Origin of the sequence: Pseudomonas sp. BIGb0381 (assembly GCF_024809815.1) — a bacterium.
In the GTDB taxonomy this organism is placed as follows: Bacteria; Pseudomonadota; Gammaproteobacteria; order Pseudomonadales; family Pseudomonadaceae; genus Aquipseudomonas.
Window position 1 is genome coordinate 257,306 of record NZ_JANUEN010000003.1, and the last position, 22,503, is coordinate 279,808.

The 22,503-nt window shown below is 59.4% G+C and carries 23 protein-coding genes and 2 pseudogenes; 16 read left to right on the forward strand and 9 right to left on the reverse strand.

Translation table 11 applies throughout. The features are described 5' to 3' along the window. The first annotated feature begins 59 nt into the window (after positions 1 to 59). The 5 genes from M2397_RS11190 (at position 60) to M2397_RS11210 (ending at position 5,349) form a co-directional block, all read left to right on the forward strand. Complete coding sequence (locus M2397_RS11190; RefSeq protein ID WP_003175732.1) at positions 60 to 968, forward strand: carbohydrate ABC transporter permease; 909 nt, start codon at positions 60 to 62, stop codon at positions 966 to 968. Next, positions 961 to 1,806 (forward strand): carbohydrate ABC transporter permease, encoded by an 846-nt coding sequence (locus M2397_RS11195; protein WP_034115702.1) that lies wholly within the window; start codon positions 961 to 963, stop codon positions 1,804 to 1,806. Before M2397_RS11190 ends, M2397_RS11195 begins: the two co-directional genes overlap by 8 nt. A gap of 2 nt (positions 1,807 to 1,808) precedes the next feature. Beyond that, positions 1,809 to 2,969, forward strand: a complete 1,161-nt coding sequence (locus M2397_RS11200; protein ID WP_065939136.1) for an ABC transporter ATP-binding protein — start codon at positions 1,809 to 1,811, stop codon at positions 2,967 to 2,969. An 85-nt stretch (positions 2,970 to 3,054) separates the two neighbouring features. Further along, positions 3,055 to 4,401 carry a carbohydrate porin gene (locus M2397_RS11205; RefSeq protein ID WP_131697856.1) on the forward strand — a complete coding sequence of 449 codons (1,347 nt, stop codon included), beginning with the start codon at positions 3,055 to 3,057 and terminating at the stop codon, positions 4,399 to 4,401. A 102-nt stretch (positions 4,402 to 4,503) separates the two neighbouring features. After that, the gene (locus tag M2397_RS11210) at positions 4,504 to 5,349 is read left to right on the forward strand and encodes a D-hexose-6-phosphate mutarotase (protein WP_131697855.1); all 846 of its coding nucleotides are present in this window, start codon (positions 4,504 to 4,506) and stop codon (positions 5,347 to 5,349) included. A 69-nt stretch (positions 5,350 to 5,418) separates the two neighbouring features. Here the strand turns inward: M2397_RS11210 and M2397_RS11215 are convergent, their stop codons facing one another. Then, on the reverse strand, positions 5,419 to 6,279 hold the full coding sequence (locus M2397_RS11215) for a MurR/RpiR family transcriptional regulator (RefSeq protein WP_169898656.1): 861 nt from the start codon (positions 6,277 to 6,279) through the stop codon (positions 5,419 to 5,421). 219 nt (positions 6,280 to 6,498) lie between these two features. On the opposite strand from M2397_RS11215, the gene zwf reads away from it, so the two are divergent. Genes zwf through M2397_RS11230 form a run of 3 tightly spaced genes read left to right on the forward strand, consistent with a single transcriptional unit; the run spans position 6,499 to position 9,348 of the window. Continuing rightward, positions 6,499 to 7,965, forward strand: a complete 1,467-nt coding sequence (zwf, locus tag M2397_RS11220; RefSeq protein ID WP_131697854.1) for a glucose-6-phosphate dehydrogenase — start codon at positions 6,499 to 6,501, stop codon at positions 7,963 to 7,965. After that, positions 7,952 to 8,665, forward strand: a complete 714-nt coding sequence (gene pgl, locus M2397_RS11225; protein WP_131697853.1) for a 6-phosphogluconolactonase — start codon at positions 7,952 to 7,954, stop codon at positions 8,663 to 8,665. Before zwf ends, pgl begins: the two co-directional genes overlap by 14 nt. 17 nt (positions 8,666 to 8,682) lie before the next feature. Continuing rightward, complete coding sequence (locus M2397_RS11230) at positions 8,683 to 9,348, forward strand: bifunctional 4-hydroxy-2-oxoglutarate aldolase/2-dehydro-3-deoxy-phosphogluconate aldolase (RefSeq protein ID WP_026067364.1); 666 nt, start codon at positions 8,683 to 8,685, stop codon at positions 9,346 to 9,348. Positions 9,349 to 9,450: 102 nt separating this feature from the next. Here M2397_RS11230 and M2397_RS11235 read toward each other — a convergent pair whose 3' ends face one another. Continuing rightward, entirely contained in the window at positions 9,451 to 10,626 is a 1,176-nt protein-coding gene (locus M2397_RS11235) for an aminotransferase class V-fold PLP-dependent enzyme (protein WP_259243133.1), read from the reverse strand. Positions 10,627 to 10,636: 10 nt separating this feature from the next. Then, positions 10,637 to 10,873, reverse strand: coding sequence for a DUF3820 family protein (locus M2397_RS11240; RefSeq protein ID WP_017139191.1), 237 nt, complete (start codon positions 10,871 to 10,873; stop codon positions 10,637 to 10,639). 206 nt (positions 10,874 to 11,079) lie between these two features. Between M2397_RS11240 and M2397_RS11245 the strand changes: the two genes are divergently transcribed. Then, the gene (locus tag M2397_RS11245) at positions 11,080 to 11,547 is read left to right on the forward strand and encodes a PA2169 family four-helix-bundle protein (protein ID WP_032891010.1); all 468 of its coding nucleotides are present in this window, start codon (positions 11,080 to 11,082) and stop codon (positions 11,545 to 11,547) included. Between the two features lie 136 nt (positions 11,548 to 11,683). Here M2397_RS11245 and M2397_RS11250 read toward each other — a convergent pair whose 3' ends face one another. Beyond that, positions 11,684 to 12,154 carry a MaoC family dehydratase gene (locus M2397_RS11250; RefSeq protein WP_003175719.1) on the reverse strand — a complete coding sequence of 157 codons (471 nt, stop codon included), beginning with the start codon at positions 12,152 to 12,154 and terminating at the stop codon, positions 11,684 to 11,686. A 56-nt stretch (positions 12,155 to 12,210) separates the two neighbouring features. Next, on the reverse strand, positions 12,211 to 13,155 hold the full coding sequence (locus M2397_RS11255; protein WP_184743883.1) for an alpha/beta hydrolase: 945 nt from the start codon (positions 13,153 to 13,155) through the stop codon (positions 12,211 to 12,213). A gap of 222 nt (positions 13,156 to 13,377) precedes the next feature. On the opposite strand from M2397_RS11255, the gene fadD2 reads away from it, so the two are divergent. After that, the gene (fadD2, locus tag M2397_RS11260) at positions 13,378 to 15,066 is read left to right on the forward strand and encodes a long-chain-fatty-acid--CoA ligase FadD2 (RefSeq protein ID WP_145337886.1); all 1,689 of its coding nucleotides are present in this window, start codon (positions 13,378 to 13,380) and stop codon (positions 15,064 to 15,066) included. A 414-nt stretch (positions 15,067 to 15,480) separates the two neighbouring features. Further along, a complete protein-coding gene (gene fadD1, locus M2397_RS11265; protein ID WP_131697849.1) occupies positions 15,481 to 17,172 on the forward strand; it encodes a long-chain-fatty-acid--CoA ligase FadD1 in 1,692 nt (563 codons plus the stop codon). Positions 17,173 to 17,240: 68 nt separating this feature from the next. Here the strand turns inward: fadD1 and M2397_RS11270 are convergent, their stop codons facing one another. Further along, positions 17,241 to 17,618, reverse strand: coding sequence for a hypothetical protein (locus M2397_RS11270; protein ID WP_131697848.1), 378 nt, complete (start codon positions 17,616 to 17,618; stop codon positions 17,241 to 17,243). Between the two features lie 199 nt (positions 17,619 to 17,817). Here M2397_RS11270 and M2397_RS11275 point away from each other — a divergent pair, with 199 nt between their 5' ends. The 3 genes from M2397_RS11275 (at position 17,818) to def (ending at position 19,673) form a co-directional block, all read left to right on the forward strand. Further along, the gene (locus M2397_RS11275; protein ID WP_131697847.1) at positions 17,818 to 18,003 is read left to right on the forward strand and encodes a CsbD family protein; all 186 of its coding nucleotides are present in this window, start codon (positions 17,818 to 17,820) and stop codon (positions 18,001 to 18,003) included. Between the two features lie 182 nt (positions 18,004 to 18,185). Further along, on the forward strand, positions 18,186 to 19,130 hold the full coding sequence (locus tag M2397_RS11280) for a YihY/virulence factor BrkB family protein (protein ID WP_131697846.1): 945 nt from the start codon (positions 18,186 to 18,188) through the stop codon (positions 19,128 to 19,130). Between the two features lie 3 nt (positions 19,131 to 19,133). After that, a complete protein-coding gene (gene def, locus M2397_RS11285; RefSeq protein ID WP_131697845.1) occupies positions 19,134 to 19,673 on the forward strand; it encodes a peptide deformylase in 540 nt (179 codons plus the stop codon). Positions 19,674 to 19,754: 81 nt separating this feature from the next. On the opposite strand, the pseudogene M2397_RS11290 reads toward def, so the two are convergent. From M2397_RS11290 to gstA, 3 genes and pseudogenes are all read right to left on the reverse strand, one after another. Continuing rightward, positions 19,755 to 19,991: pseudogene (locus tag M2397_RS11290) on the reverse strand (methyltransferase); the annotation flags it as partial. Further along, the gene (locus M2397_RS11295) at positions 19,909 to 20,397 is read right to left on the reverse strand and encodes a GNAT family N-acetyltransferase (RefSeq protein ID WP_237683063.1); all 489 of its coding nucleotides are present in this window, start codon (positions 20,395 to 20,397) and stop codon (positions 19,909 to 19,911) included. The pseudogene M2397_RS11290 and the gene M2397_RS11295, both read right to left, overlap by 83 nt. Before the next feature lie 353 nt (positions 20,398 to 20,750). Continuing rightward, a complete protein-coding gene (gene gstA / locus M2397_RS11300; protein ID WP_131697844.1) occupies positions 20,751 to 21,353 on the reverse strand; it encodes a glutathione transferase GstA in 603 nt (200 codons plus the stop codon). Between the two features lie 96 nt (positions 21,354 to 21,449). Between gstA and M2397_RS11305 the strand changes: the two genes are divergently transcribed. Further along, the gene (locus M2397_RS11305) at positions 21,450 to 22,319 is read left to right on the forward strand and encodes a LysR family transcriptional regulator (protein ID WP_145337893.1); all 870 of its coding nucleotides are present in this window, start codon (positions 21,450 to 21,452) and stop codon (positions 22,317 to 22,319) included. A 41-nt stretch (positions 22,320 to 22,360) separates the two neighbouring features. Beyond that, positions 22,361 to 22,429: pseudogene (locus M2397_RS30510) on the forward strand (hypothetical protein); the annotation flags it as partial. Positions 22,430 to 22,503: the final 74 nt, after the last annotated feature.

Here is a 22,503-nt window from a genome sequence, read left to right on the forward strand (position 1 = left end):
CCCCTAACCCCTCACAAGGCTTGTTCCTGTAGTCCTTTTTCCCTGTATTGGATTTCCCCATGAGTTCTGTTGCTGTGTTCAGCAAAGCCTCGCCGTTCGATGCACTGCAGCGCTGGCTACCCAAATTGGTGCTGGCGCCCAGCATGTTCATCGTGTTGGTAGGCTTCTACGGCTACATCCTGTGGACGTTTGTGCTCTCGTTCACCACGTCTACGTTCCTGCCGAGCTACAAATGGGCGGGTCTTGCGCAATACGAACGGCTGTTCGACAACGACCGCTGGTGGGTGGCGAGCAAGAACCTGGCGCTTTTCGGCGGGATGTTTATCGGTATCACCTTGGTGATCGGCGTGACGCTGGCGATTTTCCTCGACCAGAAAATCCGCCGCGAAGGTTTTATCCGCACCATTTACCTGTACCCGATGGCGCTCTCGATGATCGTCACCGGTACCGCGTGGAAATGGCTGCTCAACCCGGGCATGGGCCTGGACAAACTTCTGCGTGACTGGGGCTGGGAAGGCTTCCGTCTCGACTGGCTGATCGACCCGGACCGCGTGGTCTACTGCCTGGTGATCGCTGCCGTGTGGCAAGCCTCCGGTTTCATCATGGCGATGTTCCTTGCCGGTTTGCGTGGCGTTGATCAATCGATCATCCGTGCCGCCCAGATCGACGGCGCGAGCCTGCCGCGCATCTACTGGAGCGTGGTGCTGCCCAGCCTGCGTCCGGTGTTCTTCAGTGCGGTGATGATCCTGGCGCACATTGCCATCAAGAGCTTCGACCTGGTGGCGGCCATGACGGCCGGTGGCCCGGGCTACTCGTCCGACCTGCCCGCCATGTTCATGTACTCGTTCACCTTCAGCCGTGGCCAGATGGGCATGGGCTCGGCCAGTGCAATCCTGATGCTCGGTGCGATCCTCGCGATCATCGTGCCGTACCTCTACTCCGAGCTGAGGACCAAGCGTAATGACTAGTCTCGCTGCCAAACCTGCCATCAGCCTGAGCCGCATCGCGATCTACGCGGTGTTGATCCTTGCTGTGTTGCTGTACCTGGTACCGCTGGTGGTGATGTTGCTCACCAGCTTCAAGACCCCGGAAGACATCAGCACCGGCAACCTGCTGAGCTGGCCGACCGTGGTCAGCGGCATCGGTTGGGTCAAGGCCTGGGCCACTGTGGATGGCTACTTCTGGAACTCGATCAAGATCACCGTGCCGGCCGTGCTGATTTCCACCGCCATCGGCGCGTTGAACGGTTATGTGCTGTCGTTCTGGCGCTTCCGTGGTTCGCAGCTGTTCTTCGGTTTGCTGTTGTTCGGCTGCTTCCTGCCGTTCCAGACCGTGCTGCTGCCCGCGTCGTTCACCCTTGGCAAGATGGGCCTGGCCAGCACCACCACTGGCCTGGTGTTTGTGCACGTGGTGTACGGCCTGGCGTTCACCACGCTGTTCTTCCGCAATTACTACGTGAGCATTCCGGATGCGCTGATCAAGGCGGCACGCCTGGACGGTGCCGGTTTCTTCACCATCTTCCGTCAGATCATTCTGCCGATGTCCACGCCGATCATCATGGTCTGCCTGATCTGGCAGTTCACCCAGATCTGGAACGACTTCCTGTTCGGTGTGGTGTTCTCCAGTGGCGACTCCCAGCCCATCACGGTGGCGCTGAACAACCTGGTCAACACCAGCACCGGGGCCAAGGAATATAACGTGGATATGGCGGCGGCGATGATCGCCGGGCTGCCGACCCTGCTGGTCTATGTGATCGCAGGCAAGTATTTCGTGCGCGGCCTGACGGCCGGCGCGGTCAAGGGGTAATCATGGCTACGCTTGAACTTCGCAATGTAAACAAGACCTATGGCGCCGGCCTGCCCGACACCTTGAAGAACATCGAACTGTCGATCAAGGAAGGGGAGTTCCTGATCCTGGTCGGCCCTTCGGGTTGCGGTAAGTCCACGTTGATGAACTGCATCGCCGGCCTTGAGACCATCACCGGCGGCGCGATCATGATCGGCGACCAGGACGTCAGCGGCATGAGCCCCAAGGACCGTGACATCGCCATGGTGTTCCAGTCCTACGCGCTGTACCCGACCATGAGCGTGCGCGAGAACATCGAGTTCGGCCTCAAGATCCGCAAGATGCCCCAGGCTGATATCGACGCTGAAGTGGCGCGCGTGGCCAAGTTGCTGCAGATCGAACACCTGCTTAACCGCAAGCCCGGCCAGCTTTCCGGCGGCCAGCAACAGCGCGTGGCCATGGGCCGGGCCCTGGCGCGTCGGCCGAAGATCTACCTGTTCGACGAACCGCTGTCGAACCTCGACGCCAAGCTGCGCGTCGAGATGCGTACCGAAATGAAGCTGATGCACCAACGTCTGAAAACTACCACCGTCTACGTGACCCACGACCAGATCGAAGCGATGACCCTGGGCGATAAAGTGGCGGTGATGAAGGACGGCATCATCCAACAATTCGGCACGCCGAAAGAAATTTACAACGACCCTGCTAACCTATTTGTGGCAAGCTTTATCGGTTCACCACCGATGAATTTCGTTCCTATGCGCCTAAAACGCAAGGACGGGAAGTTGGTGGCGCTGCTCGACAGCGGCCAGGCGCGTTGCGAATTGCCGCTGGGTATGAACGACGCCGGTCTGGAAGATCGTGATGTGATTCTGGGCCTGCGCCCGGAGCAGATCGTGCTGGCGGCGGGTGAGGGTAATGGTTCATCGAGCATTCGTGCCGAGGTCCAGGTCACCGAGCCGACCGGTCCGGACACACTGGTGTTTGTGCAGCTCAATGACACCAAGGTCTGCTGCCGTTTGGCGCCTGATGTGGCGCCGCAGGTGGGCGAGACCCTGACACTGCAATTCGATCCATCCAAGGTATTGCTGTTCGACGCCAACACGGGCGAGCGCCTCGGCACTGCTTCTTCATTGCCCGCACAGGGGCATGCGGACAACGTGGCCCAATTCAAAGGTCGCTGAAGTAGATAACTTGTTGTTTTAGATGAAAAAAGTAACCCGCGTTAGATAAAAACAGTTTAATAACAATAAAGACGAGGATGTAGGGATGAAAAAGCAACACAACAACACCCGGCTGATCTGCCAACTGTCAGCAGCAGCAGCCCTTGTACTGTCCGCCAATGCGATGGCGGCCGATGCATTCAGTGCCGATTCCAAGTGGATGACCGGCGATTGGGGCGGTGAACGTACCAAGCTGATCGAGCAAGGTATCGACATCAAGGCTGACTACGTAGGGGAAATGGGCGCCAACCTGCGCGGCGGCTATAACGATGACAGAACCGGCCGTTACTCCGACCAGTTCGGGTTGGGCGTAGCGCTGGACCTGCAAAAGCTGTGGGGCTGGGATAACACCCAGGCCAAGATCCAACTGACTAACCGTAATGGCCAGAACATCTCCAACGACCGCATTGGCGACCCGCGTGCCGGCACGCTGAGTTCGTCCATGGAAGTCTACGGTCGTGGCCACATGGTGCGTCTGACCCAGTTCTGGATCCAGCACCAGATGTTCGACAACAAGCTGGACGTGAAGCTCGGCTACTTCGGTGAAGGCGAAGACTTCAACACCTTCCCGTGCGACTTCCAGAACCTGTCGTTCTGTGGTTCCCAGGTCGGTAACTATGTAAACACCTGGTACAACTGGCCGGTCAGCCAGGCCGCTATCCGCGTGAAGTACAACATCACGCCTGAGCTGTATGCGCAAATCGGCGCGTACAACCAGAACCCTTCGCAGCTGGAGCACGGCAACGGCTTCAAGCTCAGCGGCAGCGGCACCAAGGGCACCGTGATTCCGGTGGAGTTGGTCTGGTCGCCGAAGGTGAACAACCTGCCGGGCGAATACCGTGTGGGCTACTACAAGAGCGCCGCCGATGCTGCTGACGTTCGTGAAGACGTCAATGGCAACGATGCTGCCACCACTGGTGCGGCCTACCGTACCCGCAGCAGCAAAAAAGGCTACTGGTTCGTTGCCCAACAGCAACTCACCACCCATAACGGCGACGCTTCCCGTGGCTTGAACATCGCCGCCAACGCGACCTTCCACGACAAGGAAACCAACCTGGTCGACAACTACCAGTCGTTGATGCTGGTGTACAAAGGCCCATTCGACGCGCGTCCAAAAGATGACGTCGGCATTGGCGCTGCGCGTCTGCACGTCAACGATGACGTGAAGAAAAACGCCGAACTGCTCAACGCTTCCAACGGTGTAGCCGACTACGACAACCCGCTGTTCTCGCCGATCCGCGAAACCGAGTACAACTTCGAAATCAACTACGGCTTCCACGTCACCAACTGGCTGACCGTGCGTCCCAACCTGCAATACGTTGTCCAACCGGGCGGCGTGGATAAAGTCGACAACGCGCTGGTGGCGGGCCTGAAAATTCAGTCTACGTTCTAACGCTGTTGCGATAAGCTCCTTCTCTCTGTGCGCATTTGCGGGTAGCCATGGCTATCCGCTTTTTTTTGGGCCGCATTGTGAAGACATTCAGGACCGTGGCACATGCATGAGCAACCGCTGCAACGCTTTTTCAAATCCCTGCGCGAGCGTCCAGTGTTCGCCTGGGAGCGCTTTCAGATGCGCGACGTGTTGGTGATCGACCATCCGCTGTGCCAGGCGGTGTTCAGCCGCCAGGGTGCGCAACTCTTGCACTTTCAGCCCCGTGGCCAGAAACCCTGGCTGTGGTGCGCGGCCAAGTGGCCGCAAGTCGGCGCCATCCGTGGCGGCGTGCCGGTGTGCTGGCCGTGGTATGGCCGCCATCCGAGCGAAAACGCGTGGCCGTCCCATGGGTGGGCGCGATTAATCGACTGGAAACTGCTCGACAGCAGCACCGACGACGACGGCGTGCGCCTGCATTGGCAATTGCAGCTGTGCGACTGGCAGGTCGACCTGCACGCGCACCTGGGCGACACCCTGGAACTGCGCCTGAGCACCGAGCATCAGGACGAGTTGCCGTGCCAGTTGAGCCATGCTTTGCACGCTTACTGGCGTATTGGTCACGTTGATGAGATAGCGCTGTCTGGGCTCGACGGTGCGCACGGTTACGACCAGCTCAATCGCCAGGCGTGCCAGCAGGAAGGCGAGTTGCGCGTGGACGGCGGGTGCCAGCGGGTGTTCCAACACGACGGCGAACTGCACCTCAAGGATCACGCCTGGCAGCGTGAATTGTGCATCGATACCGGCGACAGCGCCGACACCGTGGTATGGCATCCCGGCAGCCGGCCGCTGCTGGGGGTGAGCTTCAACGAGGCGTCGGGGTTTGTGTGCGTGGAGTCGGCGATGGCCGGGGCGAGCCTGGCGCCGGGGGAGAGGGCGCATCTCAGTTTGCAGGCGCGGGCTGGGGTTTAGCGGTGTGGTTGATGGCCTCATCGGGGGCTTGCCGCCGATGAGGCCAGTGAAGCCAACGCACAGGCTGGCTTAGTTAAACTCATCCCCCACCGGATACCGGCTGTCATTCAAACTCTCTTTGATCTTGCGCAGATGCGGCTGGAAATCCACGCCACGGCGCAAGGTCATGCCGGTCGCCAGCACATCCAGCACCGTCAACTGAATGATCCGTGAGGTCATCGGCATATAGATGTCGGTGTCTTCGGGCAGAGGAATGTTCAGGCTGACGGTACTGGCCTTGGCCAGCGGTGAGTTCTCGGCGGTTACGCCCAGCACCGACGCACCGTTTTCCCGGGCGATACGCGCCACTTCCACCAGTTCGCGGGTGCGCCCGGTGTAGGAAATGATCACGAACAGCTCGCCCGTGTGGGCCACCGAGGCGATCATGCGTTGCATCAGCACGTCGGCGTGGGCGGTGACCGCCAGGTTGAAGCGGAAAAACTTGTGCAGCGCGTCCATGGCCACCGGCGCCGAAGCGCCCAGGCCGAAGAAGTGGATCTGCCGCGCCTGGATCAACAGGTCCACGGCCTTGCTGATCAGGGCCGGGTCCAGGGCCTGGCAGGCGGCGTCCAGCGAGGCGATGGCGCTGCCAAAGATCTTCTGGGTGTAGGCCTCGGGGTTATCGTCGGCCTCCACGGCGCGGCTGACGTACGCTGCGCCACTGGCCAGGCTTTGCGCCAACTGCAATTTAAGTTCAGGGTAACCGCTGACGCCGAACGAGCGGCAGAAACGGTTGACCGTCGGTTCACTGACCGAAGCGGCCTGGGCGAGGGCTGCGATGGAGAAGCGGGTCGCCTGCTGCGGGTTGAGCAGGATGACCTCGGCCACTTTTTTCTCAGCCTTGTTCAATTCTTCGAGGCGGTTCCGGATCTGTTCCAGAAGATTTCGCACGCGGTCCATTCAGTCTTTCCTTCGGGCGACGATGCAAATAAAGGGCGGCAACCAATCGACGAGTGGCCCTTTGCGGTGGCCTATCCTACTGAGGGTAGCTGAACACCACCACTCGGAATGCGTATTTCGGGAAAATGTTGTGGTTATTACTACATTTTTCCTTGAGTGATGCCTTGAAAAAAGGTATTTGTAGCTTAACTTGATAAAAGAACAAACATCATGCCTTCGATAACCGTAGAACCCTGCACCTTTGCCCTGTTTGGCGCCTTGGGTGATCTGGCGCTGCGCAAGTTATTTCCTGCCCTCTATCAACTCGATGGCGCCGGGCTCCTGCACGACGACACCCGCATCCTGGCCCTGGCCCGGGAAGCCGGTTCCGAACAGCAACACCTGGCCCATATCGAAAAAGAATTGCGTAAATATGTCGGCAAGGAACTGGACGAGAGCATCGCCCAGCGTTTCCTGGCGCGCCTGACCTATGTCCATGTCGACTTCATGAAAGCCGATGACTACGTGGCTCTGGCGGAAAAGGCCGGCACCGAACAACGCCTGATCGCCTACTTCGCCACGCCTGCGTCGGTGTATGGTGCGATCTGCGAGAACCTGTCCAAGGTCGGCCTGGCGGAAAACACCCGCGTCGTGCTGGAGAAACCCATCGGTTCGGACCTGGAATCCTCGCGCAAGGTCAACGACGCCGTGGCGCAGTTTTTTCCGGAAAACCGCACCTACCGCATCGACCACTACCTGGGCAAAGAGACCGTCCAGAACCTGATTGCCCTGCGTTTCGCCAACAGCCTGTTCGAAACCCAGTGGAACCAGAACTACATCTCCCACGTGGAAATCACCGTGGCCGAGCAGGTCGGTATCGAAGGCCGTTGGGGCTATTTCGACAAGGCCGGCCAGCTGCGCGACATGATCCAGAACCACTTGCTGCAGTTGCTTTGCCTGATCGCCATGGACCCGCCGGCCGACCTGTCCGCCGACAGCATCCGTGACGAGAAGGTCAAGGTGCTCAAGGCCCTGGCGCCGATCAGCCCGGATGGCCTTACCACTCAGGTGGTGCGTGGCCAGTACATCGCCGGCTACAGCGCCGGCAAGCCGGTGCCGGGTTACCTGGAAGAAGAGAATTCCAACACCCAGAGCGACACTGAAACCTTCGTCGCCCTGCGGGCCGATATTCGTAACTGGCGTTGGGCCGGGGTGCCGTTCTACCTGCGCACCGGCAAGCGCATGCCGCAGAAACTGTCGCAGATCGTCATCCACTTCAAGGAGCCGTCCCACTACATCTTCGCTCCCGAGCAGCGCCTGCAGATCAGCAACAAGTTGATCATCCGCCTGCAGCCGGACGAAGGTATTTCCTTGCGCGTGATGACCAAGGAGCAGGGCCTGGACAAGGGCATGCAACTGCGCAGCGGGCCACTGCAACTGAATTTTTCCGACACCTATCGCAGCGCACGCATCCCCGATGCCTACGAGCGGTTGTTGCTGGAAGTGATGCGCGGCAATCAGAACCTGTTTGTTCGCAAAGATGAAATCGAAGCCGCGTGGAAGTGGTGTGACCAGTTGATCGCCGGGTGGAAAAAATCCGGTGATGCGCCCAAGCCGTATGCGGCGGGGTCCTGGGGGCCGATGAGCTCGATTGCACTGATCACGCGGGATGGGAGGTCTTGGTATGGCGATATCTGAATTGAAACTGCCTCGGGGCGTGACTGCCCACGAGTACCGCACGCCCGTGCTGCTGGCGGACGGCCTGGCCAACGACGTGGCCGAACAACTGCGCGAGGCCATCAGTGCTCGTGGCGAGGCAATCCTGGTGGTGTCCGGTGGCCGCAGCCCCGTGGCGTTTTTCCAGAACCTGGCCAAGCAAGGCGTGGACTGGTCCAAGGTCACCATCACCCTGGCCGATGAGCGTTGGGTGCCGGTCGAACACGCCGACAGCAATGCCGGCCTGTTGAAGCAGCACCTGTTGCAAGGACCGGCGGCCAAGGCCAAGTTCCTCAGCCTGTACAGCGCCGCCGCCAACCTTGAAGACGCTGCCGAGCAGGCCGATCGCCTGTTGGCCGAGTTGCCGGCTATTGATGTGCTGGTGCTGGGCATGGGCGATGACGGCCACACCGCATCGCTGTTTCCCAACAGCCCGAACCTCGCTGAGGCATTGCAGGTCGACGGTACCCGCCGTTGCTGGCCGATGCTGGCGCCGACCGTGCCGCACCAGCGCCTGACCATGAGTCGCGCGTTGCTGGCCACGGCCCACTACACCGCGCTGTCGATTTCCGGCAGTTCGAAATTGACCACCTTGAGCGCCGCCCTGGCCAGTGACGACGTTGCTGCCATGCCGATTCGCGCGTTTTTGCAACCTACATTAGAGATTTACTGGTGCCCATGAGCCAAGGATCAGCCGCTATGAAAAGCCCTCAACCGACCGTGTCCATGGCGGATAAAGTTGCCCTGATCGACAGCCTCTGCGCCAAGGCGCGGATCCTGCCGGTGATCACCATCGCCCGCGAACAGGACATCCTGCCGCTGGCCGATGCCCTGGCAGCCGGTGGTTTGACCGCATTGGAAGTGACCCTGCGTTCCGAGTTCGGCCTCAAGGCCATTCAGGTGCTGCGTGAGCAGCGGCCTGAACTGTGCACCGGCGCCGGCACCGTACTCGACCGCCACATGCTTGAAGCGGCGGAAGTCGCCGGTTCGCAATTTATCGTTACTCCCGGCATTACCCGCGACCTGCTGGAAGCCTCGGTACACAGCCCGATCCCGCTGCTGCCAGGCATCAGTAACGCCTCCGGTATCATGGAAGGCTACGGCCTGGGCTACCGCCGCTTCAAACTGTTCCCGGCCGAAGTCAGCGGCGGCGTTGCCGCGATCAAGGCCCTGGGCGGCCCGTTCGGCGAAGTGAAATTCTGCCCGACCGGCGGCGTCGGCCCGGCCAATATCAAAAGCTACATGGCGTTGAAAAACGTGATGTGCGTGGGTGGTAGCTGGATGCTGGACCCGGAGTGGGTCAAGAACGGCGACTGGGCCCGCATCCAGGAAGTCACTGCGCAGGCGCTGGCGCTGCTGGATTGATCTGATTCATCGAATCGTTGTTGCTGTGCTTAACGGCATTTTTGCGGTGCACTTGGTCGGTGTACCGCTTTTTTTTGCCTGCAAAAAACTGAGACCCCCCATTTAATCGCTGCTTAGCTCGGTAATGGCGTTGACCAGGACATTGATGTCCGCTGCTGACGTCACCAACCCCGGTGTCACGCGGATACAGGTACCAAACGCAGCACCCGTGCGCGTGGTGGTGAACAGGTCGTAGTCCTCGAGCATGCGATCCACCATCACCAACTGATCCCGCCCGCTGAACTTGAACGCCGTAATCCCGCAATACAGCCTTGGATCATCCGGCGTCAGCACCTCGATCCCCGGCAACGGCCGTACTTGGCTCACCCATAAATCCCGCAGGTAATTGATCCGCGCGCCCTTGGCCGCCGCGCCACCCAGCGCACGATGTTCTTGCAGTACCAGCGGCAAGGTCATCAGTGCCGGAAAGTTCGGCGTGCTGTACGACGTGCGCGCACGCACGTCATTGACGGGATAGTGGAACTCGCCCATGTCCGGATCGATGTCAGCGAGGCGCTCGGGGGCGATGTAGAGAAACCCCAGGGTCAGCGGCGCGCCGATCCATTTGTGCAGGTTGAACCCGGCGAACGCAATGCCCAGCGCGGCGAGGTTGAACTCGATCTGGCCCAGGGCATGGGCGCCGTCGAGGATCACGTCGATGGCATGCTCACGCGCAGCCTTGGCGATGGCTTCAACAGGCATCACCAAGCCGGTCCGGTGGGTTACATGGGTAAGTGCCATCAGCCTGAGGCGCGGGTACCGGGTGAACGCTTCGCGATAGGTCTGCACCAGGCTGTCGAAACTGGCCGGATGAGTGTGGGACAACTCGATCACTTCCACACCGCGAACACCTGCCAACCAGCGCATCGCACCTTTGACAGTGTCGTACTCCAAGTCACTGATCAGCACCTGATCGCCGGGTTGCAGGCGGTTGTAGTTGCGGATCAGTGCTTGCAGGGCTTCGGTAGCGTTACGGGTAAAGGCGACTGCCTCAGGGTCGACGTCGATCAGACCTGCCAACTGGCGACGGATCTCGACGTTTTCACCCTGTTCGAAGCGCTGGCGCACATACAGTGAGTTGCTGCGGTTGATAAACGCCACGTGTTCCAGGTACTGCGCCTGCACGTCGCGGCTCATGCGCCCGAAGTAGCCGTTCTCCAGGTTGATCGGGCCGGGCTCCAGCGCATAGCGCTGGGCGATGGTCTGCCAGTGAAGTTCGTTGTCAGCATTCCTTGGCATGGCGAGTCTCTTAATGGCGGGGGGCGGGTTTACCGTGTTTAACGCGCAGCGGTTCCAACAGTTCAGACAAACCGTTGTGGTCGATTTCCTGCATCAGTGCCAGCAACCCGCCCAACTCGCCGTGGGGAAAGCCTTCGCGGGCGAACCAGTTCAAGTAGGGACCCGGCAGGTCGGCGATGATCCGGCCCTTGTACTTGCCGAAGGGCATTTCGCGGGTGATCAGCAGTTCGAGTTTTTCGGGATTCATGGGCTTCGTGTGAGTGAGGCGAGATCTTCGAAAATACAGGCATTCTGCATGAAGGCCAAATGACAGATCATGCAAATAACGTACATACAGATGGTTCAAATATTTTTAAGTTATTGAAAATAAACATAAAAGTAATTTTTAAAAACCTGGCATGGGCGCTGCAATCATTAAGGCAACCCTTCTTCACCTGCCTAAGGAATTGAAAAATGACTGACATCAACAAAGAATCGATCTCCGTACTGAACGACCTGATCGAAACCAGCATCGACGGCCAGAAAGGCTTCAAGGAATGCGCTGAAGACATCAAGCATCCGGAACTCAAGGCTCTGTTTGCCAAGCGTTCCGCTGACTGCGCCACTGCCGCCGCCGAACTGAAGACGGCTGTACGTGCCCTGGGCGGTGATCCGGAAGATTCCGGCAGCGTTGCCGGCGCCCTGCACCGTGGCTGGGTCGACGTTAAGTCGATGGTTACCGGTAAAGACGAAGAGGCTGTGCTGAACGAAGCCGAGCGCGGCGAAGACCACGCACTGAAGGCTTACAAAGAAGCCATCGAGAAGATCAACAAGCACAACCTGCTGGGCATTCGTGACCTGGTTGAGCGTCAGTATCACGGCGTACAACGCAATCACGATCAGGTAAAAGCCCTGCGTAACCAGGCTCGCGCTCAGTCGTAAGCCCTGCTGTGTAACAAATGTGGGAGGGGGCTTGCTCCCGATAGCGGTGGATCAGTCGATATTTCAATGACTGACCCACCGCAATCGGGAGCAAGCCCCCTCCCACAGTTGTATGGTGTTGGCCTTGAAACCGTACTCAGCCAATGCTGATCGGCGGCAGTTCGGTCAAGGTCACGACCTGTTGTTTGCGTGGTGCGAGGATTTCCGCTTCGCCATCCACTACCAGCTCATCGCGCTGGTTGAACACACGAGTGGCGATGCGTACGCGAAACTTCGGCAGCTTCTCGAGGATTTCCAGGCGCACGGTGAGGGTATCGCCGATTTTTACCGGCTTCTGGAAGCTCATCTGCTGGCCGATGTAGATGGTACCCGGCCCAGGCAGCTCGCAGGCAACGGCCGCGCTGATCAGGGCGCCGCTGAACATACCGTGGGCGATACGCTCCTTGAACATGGTCGCCTTGGCGTATTCGGCATCCAGATGCACCGGGTTGTGGTCGCCGGACATGGCGGCAAACAGCTGAATATCACGTTCTTCGACGGTCTTGCTGTAGCTGGCGGTCTGGCCGACTTCAAGGGCTTCGTACGGGGTGTTGGTTACCTGGGTCATCTAAAGGTGCATCCTGTGGCTAATCGGTAATTTAACTATCTGATTTTAAACAAAATTTATTCGCAGCGGGCCGGCCTGTGCAAGGTCATGACCTGGTCGAGCCACGCCAGTACGTCTGCCGTGACTTCATCGCGGTTGGTTTCGTTGAACACTTCATGACGCGCCTGCGGGTAGATATTCAGTTGCAGGTTCTGGCAGCCGGCTTCGCGCAGGGCATCGGCCAGGCTTTTGAGACGCTTGCCCTCACTCACCGGATCACATTCGCCGCCCATCACCAGGATGGGCAGGCCCGGATCGATCTGCACGAGATTGGACGCTTTGCTGATTTGCTGCAAGCCACCGAGCAGGTCGATCCACAGCTGGTTGGTGCAGCGGAAACCACAGAGTGGGTCATTGATGTACTTGTCGACTTCCACCGGGTCGCGACTGAGCCAATCGAACGCCGTGCGATTGGGTTTGAACGCCTTGTTGAATGAGCCGAATGACAGGAACTCGATCAGCGCACTGCGCCCACGCACACCCTGGCGCAGACGTTCGGCGCGTGCGATCAGCCGTGCGGCGCGGTAGAGGGCCACGGGCTGGAAATTCGAACCACTGAGAATCGCCCCGTTGAGGCTGGCGCTGTGGTGCAGCAGGTAGGCCTGGGCGATGTAGCTGCCCATGCTGTGGCCCAGCAAAATGATCGGCAGCCCCGGTTGTTGCTGGCCGATGTGCTGGTTGAGGCTGGCCAGGTCGCCCACCACTTTGTTCCAGCCATCTTTCTCGGCGTAGAGCCCCAAGGTGCCCTCGTCGGCGGTGCGGCCATGGCCGCGCTGGTCCGGCGCATACAGGCCGAAGCCTGCGCCACACAAGGCTTCGGCCAGGCGCGCGTACCGACCACTGTGTTCGGCCATGCCGTGGGACAGCATGAGCAGCGCCTTGGGCGGAGCATCGGGCAGCCATTGATTGACGTACAGGCGGCTGTGGTCATTCGCGGTCAGCCAGAAGGTGCTGTGATTCATGGCGGTTCCTTTTCTCAAGGTCTGCACAGGGACGTTGCAGTGTATAGCTCATCCCGCGGGAAGCGTCTGATCAGCACAGGCCCCTGTAGGAAGATTCACGCAATAAATGACGCTCCTTCCTGTATTTGCCTGTTTGGCCATAGCTGCTAACGTCCCCAAAGCTCCGCTTTTTATAAGCAGTACAAAAGCGGCCGGACACATTCAGGTAAGAGGACAAGAATAATGCAACCTGATTTCTGGAATGACAAACGCGCGGCGGGCGTTCCTAACGACATCGACCTCTCGGCCTACAAGTCGGTGATCGAAGTCTTCGAGCGCTCGTGCAAGGCCTTTGCCGACCGTCCGGCATTCAGCAACATGGGTATCACCCTGACCTACGCCGAGCTTGAGCGCCAGAGTGCGGCGTTCGCCGGCTACCTGCAGCAGCATACCGACCTCAAGCCCGGCGAGCGCATCGCCGTGCAGATGCCCAACGTGCTGCACTACCCGATTGCCGTGTTCGGCGCACTGCGTGCCGGGTTGATCGTGGTCAACACCAACCCGCTGTACACCCCGCGCGAGATGCGCCACCAGTTCAAGGACGCCGGCGTGCGTGCCCTGGTCTACCTCAACCTGTTTGGTTCGCGGGTGCAGGAGGTATGCACCGACACCGAGATCGACTACCTGATCGAAGCCAAGATGGGCGATTTCCTGCCCGCCGCCAAGGGCTGGCTGGTCAACACCGTGGTCGACAAGGTCAAGAAGATGGTCCCGGCCTACCAATTGCCGCGTGCGGTGTCGTTCAAGCGCGCCTTGCGCATGGGCGCGGGCCTCGGCGTGACGCGCCACCCGGTAAACCTGGACGATATCGCCGTGCTGCAATACACCGGCGGCACCACCGGCCTGGCCAAGGGCGCGATGCTCACCCACGGCAACCTGGTGGCGAACATGCAACAGGTGCGCGCCTGCATGTCCCAGACCGGCGATGACGGCCACCCACTGATCAAGGAAGGGCAGGAGGTGATGATCGCGCCGCTGCCGCTGTACCACATCTATGCCTTCACCGCGAACTGCATGTGCATGATGGTCTCGGGTAATCACAACGTGCTGATCACCAACCCGCGGGACATCGGTGGGTTTATCAAAGAGCTGAAAAAGTGGCGCTTTACCGGGTTGCTGGGGCTCAACACGTTGTTTGTGGCGCTGATGGACCACCCGGACTTCAAGAACCTGGATTTCTCCCACCTCAAGCTCACCAACTCCGGTGGCACGGCACTGATCAAGGCCACGGCCGAACGCTGGGAGCAAATCACCGGCTGCTCGATCGGCGAGGGCTACGGCCTCACTGAAACCTCGCCGGTCGCCAGCACCAATCCCTACGGCAACAAATCACGGCTGGGTACCGTGGGTATCCCGGTGCCCGCCACGGCGATGAAGGTGATTGATGACGAAGGCACCGAGCTGCCCCTGGGCGAGCGCGGCGAGTTGTGCATCAAGGGCCCGCAGGTGATGAAGGGCTATTGGCAGCAACCGGCCGCCACCGCTGAGGCTCTGGACGCCGAAGGTTGGCTGAAGACCGGTGACATCGCGGTGATCGACGACGATGGGTTTGTGCGCATTGTCGACCGCAAGAAGGATTTGATCATCGTCTCGGGCTTCAACGTGTACCCCAATGAGATCGAAGACGTGGTAATGGCCCACCCGGCGGTGGCCAACTGCGCGGTGATCGGCGTACCGGACGAGCGCACGGGGGAGGCGGTGAAGCTGTTTGTGGTGGCGCGTGCGGAAGGGGTGAGCCTTGAGGAGTTGAAGGCGTACTGCAAGACCAACTTCACCGGGTACAAGGTGCCCAAGCACATTGTGTTGCGCGACTCGTTGCCGATGACGCCGGTAGGGAAGATCCTGCGCAGGGAGCTACGCGACATCGCCTGATGTGAAATGCGGTAAAAAATGTGGGAGGGGCGGTGCGACGATTCGGCTTGCCCTCGATAGCGGAGAATCAGTCACCCGATATATAGACTGAACCACCGTTATTGGGGCTAGCTGAATTGTCGCACCGCCCCTCCCACATTTGTCGTGTGTCATCCTGAAGGCCTTATTCCAGAGCCTTTCATGTAGGTTTTTTACTTCCGTTTAAAGTGTGACCAAATATTGTAGGACAGTCATGATTATGACTGTAGGGCCCTCCTTTGGCTCTAGGCGGCCCTTGGCAAAGCTGCTACTCTCGGCGCGCTTTGTGACGTCTAGGCCTGCTTGAAAGCGCCAGATTCACCAAAAAAAAACATACACCAATAATAATCGCATCAAATGCGATGATGAATTCGCGTCGCTGAGGAGTGGGCTTCCATGCACGAAGACTTTTGGAAGGATAAGTACCCCGCCGGGATTGCTGCAGAAATCAATCCAGACGAGTATCCGAATATTCAGGCGGTATTGAAGCAGTCCTGCCAGCGCTTCGCCAACAAACCGGCTTTCAGCAACCTGGGCAAGACACTCACCTATGGTGAATTGTACGAACTGTCCGGCGCCTTCGCCGCGTACCTGCAACAGCATACCGACTTGAAGCCCGGCGATCGAATTGCCGTGCAGTTGCCCAACGTCCTGCAATACCCGGTCGCCGTGTTCGGTGCCATCCGTGCCGGCCTGATCGTGGTCAACACCAACCCGCTGTACACCGCGCGGGAAATGGAACACCAATTCAATGATTCCGGCGCCAAGGCGCTGGTTTGCCTGGCCAACATGGCCCACCTGGCGGAAAAGGTCGTACCCAAGACCGCCGTCAAGCATGTGATCGTCACCGAAGTCGCCGACCTGTTGCCGCCGCTCAAGCGCCTGCTGATCAACAGCGTCATCAAGTACGTGAAGAAAATGGTTCCGGCCTATCACTTGCCCAAGGCGATCAAGTTCAACGACGTACTCGCCAAGGGCCAGGGGCAAGCGGTCAACGAAGTCTGCCCGGCCAGCAGCGATGTGGCTGTATTGCAATACACCGGTGGCACCACCGGTGTGGCCAAAGGCGCGATGCTCACCCACCGCAACCTGGTCGCCAACATGTTGCAATGCAAGGCGCTGATGGGCTCCAACCTCCATGAAGGTTGCGAGATCCTGATCACGCCGCTGCCGCTGTACCACATCTATGCGTTCACCTTTCATTGCATGGCGATGATGCTGATCGGCAACCACAACATCCTTATCAGCAACCCGCGCGACCTGCCGGCGATGGTCAAGGAACTGTCGAAGTGGAAGTTCAGCGGCTTTGTCGGCCTGAATACCCTGTTCGTGGCGCTGTGCAACAACGAAGCCTTCCGCAAGCTGGACTTCTCCGCGCTGAAGGTCACCCTGTCGGGCGGCATGGCCCTGCAACTGGCGGCGGCCGAGCGTTGGAAAGCCGTGACCGGTTGCGGCATCTGCGAAGGCTACGGCATGACCGAAACCAGCCCGGTGGCCACGGTGAACCCGATCCAGCATATCCAGATCGGTACCATCGGCATTCCGGTGCCGTCCACCCTGTGCAAGGTCATCACCGACGACGGTGTCGAACTGGCCCTGGGTGAAGTCGGAGAACTGTGCGTCAAGGGCCCGCAGGTGATGAAGGGCTACTGGCAGCGCGAAGACGCCACTGCCGAGATGCTCGACAGCGAAGGCTGGCTGAAGACCGGCGACATCGCGATCATCCAGCCGGATGGCTACATGCGCATCGTCGATCGCAAGAAGGACATGATCCTGGTCTCCGGCTTCAACGTGTACCCCAACGAGCTGGAAGACGTGCTGGCGGGCTTGCCGGGCGTGCTGCAGTGCGCGGCCATCGGTGTGCCGGATGAAAAATCCGGGGAACACATCAAGCTCTTTATCGTGGTCAAGCCGGGTGCCACCCTCACCAAGGAACAGGTGATGGAGCATATGCGCGCCAATGTCACCGGCTACAAGGTGCCAAAGGCCGTGGAATTCCGCGATGCGTTGCCGACCACCAACGTGGGCAAGATCCTGCGCCGCGAATTGCGTGATGAAGAGTTGAAGAAACTCGGTCTTAAAAAGTAACGCAGTCCAAAGGTGGGAGGGGCGGTGCGACGATTCGACTTGCCCCCTCCCACCTTTAAATCCGGTGCTTACACGGCGAACTGCGCGAAACTGATTCCCGCACCCGCCGGCCGCACATCCTTCAAGAACGAATCCTTGTCCGCACTCAGCTCCAGGGTAATCTCCGGCTTGCGCTTGCCCGCGTTGCGCACCACCAGCCCTTCGAGCTTTTCACGCAGGAACGCTGTCGGCACCTTCAGGTGCAGCAGTTGGTCGGTCTCGGCGTTGTGCATCAACAGGTGAATCCACTCGTACTGGCCGACGGCAATACGACCCACCGGCAGATCGAACCACCAGATGTTGCGTTTGCGGTCCAGGTCGGTGAAGTGGCAGTTGTTGACGCCGAGTACGGCACCACCCAGTTCCTGGTTTCTGCGGGCGATGGCCTGTGCTTTATTGAGTTTCATAACCTTCCTACGGGATCTGTTATTCAGCGTTAGAGCCTGAATCTGCCGGGCATTCTCGTGGGTTGGCTGCAAAACATAAAGCCAAACCTGCGGCTGGTGATGAAATGCGCACTGAAAAATAATTGAAACTCTGCCGAACGGCCTCGGGTCAACCTCTACGTAATGACCAAAATCCTTGATTGTTCCCAGGAGAGATACCATGAGTAGCACATCGGATAAGGCAAAAGGCTTGGCGAATGAAGCCGTCGGCAATATCAAGCAGGGCGTCGGCAAAGCCACTGACAACGACAAACTGCGCGCTGAAGGCGTCATTCAAGAAAAGAAAGGCGAAGTTCAAAAAGCGGTTGGCGACACCAAGGACGCGGTCAAGAAAGCGACCAAATAGTCCTGACCCGGCTGACGGCAATTGCCCAGTCTTGCGGCCATCCACGGATGGCCGTTTTTATGTCATGTGTTGCAACTAAAGTTTCGAAATTGTTTCAAAGTCGCCAGATGGGCTACTTTGATGTAAAAAACGGCCCCTGAGTCGCCCACGAACTCACCCTCTTTGCGGCGAAAGGAGACGCTATGATCTTTCCGGTTCTCGATGGTCTCAAGCTGCACAAGGTGCTGGTGCGTACCGTCAAGGAATTCGTCGATGACGAGATGTCCACCTATGCCTCGGCACTGGCCTACCAGATGCTGTTCTCGTTGTTTCCCTTCTTGCTGTTCCTTATCGCCCTGATCGGTTTCCTGCACCTGCCGGACTTTTTCACCTGGCTGCGCCTGCAGTCGGAGCTGGTGTTGCCGCCCCAGGCCCTGGAGCAGGTCAACCCGGTGATCGACCAGTTGCAGCAATCCAAGGGCGGCTTGCTCTCGGTGGGTATCGTGATTGCCCTGTGGACCGCCTCCGCTGGCGTGCGCCTGATGATGAGCGCCATGAACGCTGCGTACGACGTGGTGGAAGGCCGGCCGATCTGGAAGCGTTTTCCGTTGTCGATTTTCTACACCGTCGGCATCGCCGGCATGCTGCTGGCCGCCGCCGCGCTGATGGTGCTCGGCCCACAGGTGATGGAATGGCTGGCTGGCCAGATTGGCATGCAGGAGTTCGTGGTCACCCTGTGGACCATCGTGCGATGGCCGCTGATTGTGATCCTGCTGATGTTCGCCGTGGCCCTCATGTATTACGTGATGCCGGACGTCGAGCAGAAGTTTCGCTTTATCACCCCGGGTTCGGTGCTCGCGGTGGTGGTGTGGATCGTCGCCTCTCTTGGTTTTGGCTACTACGTCAAAACCTTTGCCGACTACAACGCCATGTATGGCAGCATCGGTGCGATCATCGTGCTGCTTCTGTACTTCTATATTTCCGCCGCCGTGCTGCTGCTGGGGGCGGAGATGAACGCCGTGATCGAGCATATGTCGGCCGAAGGCAAGGAACCCGGCGCGAAGGATTTCGACGAGCCCCCGCAGGAAAAACAACACGTCTCCGGCCTCGGCCGCGACCACTCCAAACCCACTACCGACGAAGTCTGATCGATGATCCGTGAAATCCTGAAAATGGGCGATGAGCGCCTGCTGCGTATCGCCCCGCCGGTACCGCCGGAAATGTTCGACAGCCCCGAGCTGTGGCAATTGATCGACGACATGTTCCAGACCATGGAGCACGTGGGCGGCGTCGGCCTGGCCGCCCCGCAGATTGGCGTCGACCTGCAACTGGTGATCTTTGGGTTCGAAGCCAGCGAGCGCTACCCGGATGCGCCGCCGGTGCCGCAGACCATCCTGATCAACCCATTGATCACGCCGCTCAGTCCGGTGTTGGAAGAAGGCTATGAAGGCTGCCTGTCGGTGCCCGGACTGCGTGGCGCGGTGGACCGTTACCAGCAGATTCGCTACGAGGGTTTTGATCCGAAGGGTGAGCCGATCGTACGTTTCGCCGATGGCTTCCACGCGCGGGTGGTGCAGCATGAATGCGACCACCTGATCGGCCGGCTGTACCCTTCGCGGATTACCGACTTCAGCAAGTTCGGGTTCATTGACGTGATGTTTCCCGACATGGACCCTGCGGCTGACGAGTAATCGCAGACACGCTGAGATCAAAATGTGGGAGGGGGCAAGTCGCACCGCCCCTCCCACATTTGATTTGCATTTGAGGCCAGGTTATTTGGCCGGTTTGACGAACCGCAACGTCATCCGGTCCGACTCGCCAATCGCCACATACTTGGCCTTATCCTGCTCCCCCAACTTCAACGTCGGCGTCAACGTCCACACACCAGCGGGATAATCCTTGGTGTCCTTCGGGTTGGCGTTGACCTCACTCTGGCCAACCAGCTTGAACCCCGCATCGGTGGCCAGTTTCACCACCTGGGCGGTGGTCAGGTAACCGCTGTCCTTGACGATCTAAGCCCATCGCGATCATCGGTTTGTTGCGCTTGTAGCGCACCAGCCGCTCGCTAAGCGATTGCGGCAATAGCGTGTCCTGGGTGAAACCCATGCGCTGATACAAACCCTCCAGGTCCGGATGGCACAACAACCACAGGGTGCCTTGCACCTCGGCCGCCGCCGCAGCTATCAATCGCCCCGCCAACCCTTGGCCGCGATACGCCGGGTCGACAAACACGCCGGTCAACCACTGTCCGCTGACCACGGGCGTCAGGCACAGACCTGCGACAATCCCGCTGTCGCGCGCTACCCACAAACGCCCGCCCTTGAGCGCCTTCATCGGTGAGTGATGGCTGCGATAAAACTTGTTCAGCAGCGGCCACAGCGGCTCAGCCAGGGGTTCGATGTGCAGTTCGGGCATGGTGTTTGGCCGACATAATCAAGGGCCGGGGATTATAAGCGCCTTCTGTGCGGCAATAGGTGGTATACCCAGTGTTACATCCCCTGTAAGTGGAGCATGCATCATGGCCAAAGGTATGGATTCAAAGAAAGCCGCGAAGAAGAAACCGGCAAAAACCGCCGATGAAAAACGCGCGGACAAGAAAGCCAAGAAAACCGAGACAGGCCTGTTCGGTCACTGAGTTACACGCTTAGAACCAAACGATCTGCAAGATTTTCCCGCGTCACGGCACAGGGCAGGAAATACCTGCTCTGAGTTGCCGATGCCCAACAATTCACGGCGTCGGCGGTTCCTGCACTCCGTTGCATTTCAGCTTATGGGTTTTCGGCGGCCAACGCGGCGATGACCGCTGGCCGCTCGCCTACCCGCTGCATAAACGCCACCAGCGCCGGCCACTGTTGCAGATCAATGTGGTGAAACGCCGCCCAGCGCAGCACCACAAACAAGTACGCATCCGCCACCGAATACTGCCCGCCCAACAGATAATCCTGGCTCTGCAGGGTCTGCACCAGAACTGCCAAACGCTTGTACAACGTGGCCAGGAACATCGCCCGCACGTCACCCTGGATCGCACCGTTGAAGAACACCGCCAGGCCTCCATGAATTTCCGTGGCAATAAAATTCAGCCATTCCTGCAAGCGCACGCGCGCCCAGCTGTCATTGGCCGGGGCCAGGCCCGCTGCGGGTTTCAGATCGGCCAGGTATTGCAGGATCGCGCTGGCTTCGGTCAGCACCTGGCCGTTATCCAGTTGCAGCGCAGCGACGTAGCCCTTGGGGTTGATCTGAAGGTAGTCCTGGCCATCGGCGGTGGTTTTGGCCTGGTTGTCGACCCGTACCAACTCGAACGGCAACGCCAATTCGCGCAGCACGATATGCGGCGCGAGGGAACAGGCGTTCGGCGAAAAATACAGCTTCATCGTGGGCAACTCCGTAGGATTTGCGTCAGTCTCACGGGCATGGCACCGTGCGTAAAATTAAACCTTCAGACCCCTGCCATAAGGACAGCGACTGCCATGATGAACCTGATGCACTGGCGCCTGCTGGTGGCTGTGGCCGATCAGGGCAGCATTACCGCTGCCGCCGAATGCGTGGGCATGACCCAATCCGCCGCCAGCCAGGCCATGGCCAGCATGGAGGCAACCCTGGGCGCGCAACTGTTCACCCGCGAACCACGCAAGACGTTGCCCACTGCCCTGGGGTTGAGTGTGATCGAGCAGGCACGGGTGATGCTGGGTGCGTTGCAGACCATTCGCAGCACTGTGGATGAAGCGCGCCCGATGCTGCGTGGAAGTCTTCGTATCGCCAGTTTCCCCAAGGTGCTGGCAACGTTTCTGACACCGCTGTTGCAACGTTTCCGTCAGTTGTACCCCGGCATCGAGGTCACCACCCTGGATGTCACCGACAACGAAGTACTCACCCTGCTCGATGCCGACCTGATCGACCTGGGCGTGGTGCTCAACCCCCGGCCCGAGCGCAACGCCACGGTGTTGGGGCGGGACTTGTGGCTGGCGGTGCTGCCCGCGAACCATACGTTGGCGCAACGCTCGGTTGATGCCACGGTGTCGCTTGAGGAATTGCTCGCACAACCCTTCGTCCTCGCCACCGGTGGTTGCACTGCCAATGCCCGTAGCCTGGGAGCCGCGGCGGGGCTGAGCCTGAGCGATATCCGCGTGGAAGTGCGCGAATGGAACAGCGCGTTTAGCCTGGTGCGTGAGGGCGTCGGCGTCACGCTGGTACCGGAAATGGCCCTGCCGGTTCAACGTAATGGTCTGCGCGTAATGCCGTTGACGGTGCCGCTGCACCGCGAGTTTGCCTTGGTCGGTTCACCCACCCGTCCCCCTTCGGCCGCCAGCAGTGCCTTGTTGAAAATGCTGGCTGATTAGTGGCATTGCCTCACGGCAAGCTGTGTCTATGCTCACGCTGGCGTGGGTTTGCGGTAGTGGCCGATGAAGTGTGCAGCCTCGCTGCACGTACCAGCCAGGCGACGGTGGAAAATGTGGAGGTGTGCGCAAGTAAAACCACGGCATGTGGTGGATGCGATCGGGCATTTCAATTCGACATTGCAAC

Coding starts and splice junctions, on each gene's coding strand:
- M2397_RS11295 (WP_237683063.1), bottom strand. CDS start 20,397: ATGCCCGAACTGCACATCGAACCCCTGGCTGAGCCGCTGTGGCCGCTG.
- M2397_RS11240 (WP_017139191.1), bottom strand. CDS start 10,873: ATGAATCCCGAAAAACTCGAACTGCTGATCACCCGCGAAATGCCCTTC.
- M2397_RS11270 (WP_131697848.1), bottom strand. CDS start 17,618: ATGAAACTCAATAAAGCACAGGCCATCGCCCGCAGAAACCAGGAACTG.
- fadD2 (WP_145337886.1), top strand. CDS start 13,378: ATGCAACCTGATTTCTGGAATGACAAACGCGCGGCGGGCGTTCCTAAC.
- M2397_RS11195 (WP_034115702.1), top strand. CDS start 961: ATGACTAGTCTCGCTGCCAAACCTGCCATCAGCCTGAGCCGCATCGCG.
- M2397_RS11245 (WP_032891010.1), top strand. CDS start 11,080: ATGACTGACATCAACAAAGAATCGATCTCCGTACTGAACGACCTGATC.
- zwf (WP_131697854.1), top strand. CDS start 6,499: ATGCCTTCGATAACCGTAGAACCCTGCACCTTTGCCCTGTTTGGCGCC.
- M2397_RS11235 (WP_259243133.1), bottom strand. CDS start 10,626: ATGCCAAGGAATGCTGACAACGAACTTCACTGGCAGACCATCGCCCAG.
- M2397_RS11210 (WP_131697855.1), top strand. CDS start 4,504: ATGCATGAGCAACCGCTGCAACGCTTTTTCAAATCCCTGCGCGAGCGT.
- M2397_RS11205 (WP_131697856.1), top strand. CDS start 3,055: ATGAAAAAGCAACACAACAACACCCGGCTGATCTGCCAACTGTCAGCA.
- M2397_RS11230 (WP_026067364.1), top strand. CDS start 8,683: ATGAAAAGCCCTCAACCGACCGTGTCCATGGCGGATAAAGTTGCCCTG.
- pgl (WP_131697853.1), top strand. CDS start 7,952: ATGGCGATATCTGAATTGAAACTGCCTCGGGGCGTGACTGCCCACGAG.
- def (WP_131697845.1), top strand. CDS start 19,134: ATGATCCGTGAAATCCTGAAAATGGGCGATGAGCGCCTGCTGCGTATC.
- M2397_RS11275 (WP_131697847.1), top strand. CDS start 17,818: ATGAGTAGCACATCGGATAAGGCAAAAGGCTTGGCGAATGAAGCCGTC.
- gstA (WP_131697844.1), bottom strand. CDS start 21,353: ATGAAGCTGTATTTTTCGCCGAACGCCTGTTCCCTCGCGCCGCATATC.
- M2397_RS11190 (WP_003175732.1), top strand. CDS start 60: ATGAGTTCTGTTGCTGTGTTCAGCAAAGCCTCGCCGTTCGATGCACTG.
- M2397_RS11305 (WP_145337893.1), top strand. CDS start 21,450: ATGATGAACCTGATGCACTGGCGCCTGCTGGTGGCTGTGGCCGATCAG.
- M2397_RS11200 (WP_065939136.1), top strand. CDS start 1,809: ATGGCTACGCTTGAACTTCGCAATGTAAACAAGACCTATGGCGCCGGC.
- M2397_RS11250 (WP_003175719.1), bottom strand. CDS start 12,154: ATGACCCAGGTAACCAACACCCCGTACGAAGCCCTTGAAGTCGGCCAG.
- fadD1 (WP_131697849.1), top strand. CDS start 15,481: ATGCACGAAGACTTTTGGAAGGATAAGTACCCCGCCGGGATTGCTGCA.
- M2397_RS11280 (WP_131697846.1), top strand. CDS start 18,186: ATGATCTTTCCGGTTCTCGATGGTCTCAAGCTGCACAAGGTGCTGGTG.
- M2397_RS11255 (WP_184743883.1), bottom strand. CDS start 13,155: ATGAATCACAGCACCTTCTGGCTGACCGCGAATGACCACAGCCGCCTG.